The following is a 3,690-nucleotide window of genomic DNA, read 5'->3' as shown; positions in this document are numbered from 1 at the left end:
GGGCTCAACGCCACGCTCAGGGAGTGCAGCGAGAATCGGTTGCCCTCTTCCCACTTCCGCCGCACGCGCTCTAGGTCGTCCCAGAGCCGGCGGGGGCCGCCCTGATGAACCTTGCTCTTCTCGCCCTCTTCTGCCCGTGCCCATGAGCCGTCAGCGGAGAGAAGCCAGACCACGCGTCGCCCTTCTCCGTCGATAATCGCTCGCGTCTCCGTTCCGGGAGAATCCAGTTCGTACAACCACCGGAGCGGCCATTCCTGCCACAGGTCGGGAAGGGGGCCGTCTGCCGCCCGTACGTCGTCCCCCTCAGCGTCCCGCGCGGACCCGAATACTGCGTTCAGCTTCGGCGGGTAGTCCGCTTCCCGGCGTGTCTCCATGAACGTCGCCGGGTCGGGCTGGACGCTGCCACGCGCAATGCCGTCTTCGCCCATCTCCGCCGTGATGAGTAGCGCCGTGTGGGCAATGGTCGTGATGAGCTTGCCGCCCGGACGAAGCGCCCGGAGCCACGTTGCCGGCACCGGACGCACTGAGACCGTCGCCATGATGCGGTCATATTCGGAGTCGGGAAGCGGCCCCGTCGCGTCGATCGCTTCCGCTCGCGGAGTGCGGCCAAATTCGGCAAGGCGCGGCCGGCCGGCTTCCACAAGGTAGGAATCCACGTCCACGCTCGTTACGTGTTCGTCCCCTGCGTGCCGACTCATGAGGGCAGCGGCGTACCCGGAACCAAATCCCACGTCCAAGGTCTTATGCCCCGGCTTCAGGTCCAGCCGGTGGAGCATGGACACAATGAGCCCGGGGAGCGTGGACGAAGACGTTGGGCTTCCGGTTGCTTTCTCGTCCGCCTGGGCGTGGTCGGCGTGCAACGGCCCCACACGGGTGACAAGGGTCTTGTCACTGTAGGCGGCTTCAAGGTGCTCCTTTGAGCCCAGCGGCGGGGCGACCAATTCCCACTCTTCCGCCGGGCTGTTGGGGACGCGTTCCCACCACCGGGGCACCAACAGATGCCGGGGGGTGGCGCACACGGCGTCATGCCACTCCGGGGCTTCTGCGGTCACCTTGTCAGCAAGTACCTTCGCCGCTTCGTTCCACATGCCGCCTTCACTCATTCGGCTTCTCCCTGTAGTGCGTCGGCCATGGCTTCCACGAGCGGGACGTTCGCCTTCACAGCGATCCAGTGCCATTGGCCATTGGGGTTGATCTCAAGGAACTTCCACTGCCCGTCAGGGGTAACGACGAAGTCCAGCGCCCCGAAGAAGAGCCCCAACTCATCCATGAGCCGCCGGACCCCCTTCTCTACCTCCGGGGGCATGTCAACACGCTCGTACGTCAGCGAGCGGTAATCGGTACGCCAGTCGAGTTTGGCGGCTTCGCTTCCGGCGTGGATGGCGACCGGGAACATGCGGCTTCCAATGACCGTAAGGCGCACTTCATACGCCTTCTCGACGTTCTCTTGGAACAGGTGCGCGGTCCCGGTGACACCTTCGTCCACGTCGTCCGCGGTGACGAGCGAGACGGGAAGGAACTGCCGTTGCCCGCCCGGCCCGAGCACTCCCCCGCCCAGCCCCTTGTAGATCACTTTGTCCGTGCCCATGAACACCCGTGCGTGCTCTGGGTCAGACGTGATGATCGTCCGTGGCGTGTCCAGCCCTACGCGGGCCGCTACGGCAAGTTGCCGGGGCTTGTAGTTCGCGGCGGAGTCGTGTGCCGGGTGGTTGATCCAGCGCACGGGGAGGGAAGCAAGCACGCCCAGTAAGCCGGACCGGGCTTCCGATACGGCGAGCGCCTGAGCGTGGCCCGGCCAGTCTTCGGGCGTAATGAACTCGTTGGGGCGTCGCCACCAAACCGATTTCACAGTCTCAAGGCGGAGCGTCCGGGAACCGGTGAGGGAGCCCGCCCAGCCGTCCCCCGTGAGGGAGACAGCCAGGCGGGAAGCGGTAGGAAAGTCGGCCGTGTCGTACCGGACGACGTTCTCACCGCGCTTCACCAGTTCCTCAACCACAGCATCGGCCGTCAGATCGTCCCGGCCCGTGAGGATGAGGACTGTCCCCATGTCAGTACAGGTCAGTTCCGCTGTCGGAGCCCGGGGACGAGCCGTCCCCGTTGCTGGTCTCCGTCTGCGTCTCCGGCTTGTTCGCGGCTTCCGCGTGCCACGGGTTGCCCTGAGCGGACACGTTCAACTGGAGCGCCTCGCTGAAGGTCATGACCGGGGCTTCCGAAGTGTTCGGGGGCGGAGAGACCAAGTGCCGCACTCCGAACGGGACAGCGGGAGCGGTTGCGGTGCTCATGCTTCGTACCTCCGTGTTGTGGGTTTCAACGGTGCATGTGCTGTTCGCCGGACGACTGCCTACCGTCACGCGGGCAACCGAACGGGTTGGTCCCCGCTCCGGTCACGGACAGGCAGCCCCGCCCCGGCGTGTGCCGGGTCTTCCTGGGGGCTTCAACGTGGTCGGAGCGGGAGTCTAAGGGGGTCAGGCTGCCGCGTAGGCGACTTCACGTAATCGCCAGTCGTCAAGGAACCTGACGATCAATTGGCGTGCTGAGAAGGCGATTGCCGTGGTTCCGTCGTCCACGCTGAAGCGGACGAGCCCGCCCCGGGCGAGCGTTTCCATGGCCACGGCCTGGCCGTTGTAGTCGCTGTGCCAGTTCCGTAAGTCTTGCGGTGCGTCGGGTCTGTCCGCGGGTACTTCTCTCAGCGGTGAGAAGCGGGCCCCCGGTGCGAAGAGCCACGGGGCGGACAGGTCCGGGTCCATCAGGTCCGCCACGCGAAGAGCTTGAGCACGCATCCACCGAACGGCTAAGCGGGGGCTCTTGGCCTGATAGCCGTTGAGGGGGAAGTCTTTGCCGCTCGCGCTGAGGATGACTTCACACCAGTAGTCGGCATCACTCATGACCCAATCACCACCGGGCGCACGTTCGCCGGCGACAGGTACGACTCTGTACCGCCGTGCTCTGGGCGGACGAACACGGTGAAGGCGACCCGGCGCGTTTCCGGGTTCTCCCAGTCTTCCGCTGCCTGAACGATCCCCGTGTGACCGGTGCTGAGATCTTCCACGCGCTTGCCCACAGACCTTCGCGCTTCGTCCTTCGTCACTCTCACCACCTGAGCCCGAAATTCGCAATGGCCACTCGGGCGCTCAGCTCTTCGCGCGAAGAGAGCTTGCGTACGTTCTTCGGAGCCGCGTCCCACTCCTCACCGCTCGTCAGTTCGCGCATCTGTACGTAGCGCGGGGTGACCAGAAGGACGAGACCCATACGCCCCGGCTCTTCGCTCTCGTCTATGGCGTAGTCCCCTTGTTGGGGTCGCACCACCTGAGCCGTCTCCGCCGGGCGCTCCGCGCTCATGACTCCGCTCCCTTCTCGACGAGTTCGGCAAGCCGGGTGACTACGTCGGGGCGAGCGTTGCCCAGCTCCACGAGAACGGTCCCGGTGTGCCCACACGGACTGTCCAACCCCAGGGACGGCAGGGTGAGACCAGCGTTGAAGAGAGCCCGCCGCAGAGTCGTTACGGCGTCTTCGGCAAGCCCCTGGAGATCACCCGATGACGCGGGGTGCAGCGTGGGAGGACCCAGCGCTTCGGCAAGCCGGAAGGCTTCGTCATGCCGGATCGGCTCAACCGCCACGTAGGCGCGTCCCTCTATCGGGTCGCCGGCCCGCATCGGCAGGTAGAAGCCACGCGCCATGAAGGCCGTTTGC

At 65.7% G+C, this 3,690-nt stretch carries 7 protein-coding genes; all 7 read right to left on the bottom strand.

The window, feature by feature from the left end; translation table 11 throughout:
* Positions 1 to 1,103, bottom strand: a 1,103-nt coding sequence (locus AB0M39_RS41575) for a methyltransferase domain-containing protein (RefSeq protein WP_365374282.1), incomplete at its 3' end; no start/stop codon positions are given.
* Entirely contained in the window at positions 1,100 to 2,047 is a 948-nt protein-coding gene (gene tgmB / locus AB0M39_RS41570; RefSeq protein ID WP_365374280.1) for an ATP-grasp ribosomal peptide maturase, read from the bottom strand. The genes tgmB and AB0M39_RS41575, both read right to left, overlap by 4 nt.
* A 1-nt stretch (position 2,048) precedes the next feature.
* Positions 2,049 to 2,198 (bottom strand): hypothetical protein, encoded by a 150-nt coding sequence (locus tag AB0M39_RS41565; protein ID WP_365374277.1) that lies wholly within the window; start codon positions 2,196 to 2,198, stop codon positions 2,049 to 2,051.
* A 267-nt stretch (positions 2,199 to 2,465) separates the two neighbouring features.
* Complete coding sequence (locus AB0M39_RS41560) at positions 2,466 to 2,885, bottom strand: hypothetical protein (protein WP_365374274.1); 420 nt, start codon at positions 2,883 to 2,885, stop codon at positions 2,466 to 2,468.
* On the bottom strand, positions 2,882 to 3,088 hold the full coding sequence (locus AB0M39_RS41555) for a hypothetical protein (RefSeq protein WP_365374271.1): 207 nt from the start codon (positions 3,086 to 3,088) through the stop codon (positions 2,882 to 2,884). The genes AB0M39_RS41560 and AB0M39_RS41555 overlap by 4 nt, the downstream gene beginning before the upstream one ends.
* Before the next feature lie 2 nt (positions 3,089 to 3,090).
* The gene (locus AB0M39_RS41550) at positions 3,091 to 3,339 is read right to left on the bottom strand and encodes a hypothetical protein (protein ID WP_365374269.1); all 249 of its coding nucleotides are present in this window, start codon (positions 3,337 to 3,339) and stop codon (positions 3,091 to 3,093) included.
* The coding region (locus tag AB0M39_RS41545; RefSeq protein WP_365374266.1) for a hypothetical protein at positions 3,336 to 3,690 on the bottom strand (355 nt) is incomplete at its 5' end. The genes AB0M39_RS41545 and AB0M39_RS41550, both read right to left, overlap by 4 nt.

Origin of the sequence: Streptomyces sp. NPDC051907 (assembly GCF_040681075.1) — a bacterium.
GTDB lineage: Bacteria > Actinomycetota > Actinomycetes > Streptomycetales > Streptomycetaceae > Streptomyces.
Note: the sequence above shows the minus strand (reverse complement) of the source record. Positions and strands in the feature narration are given on the sequence as shown.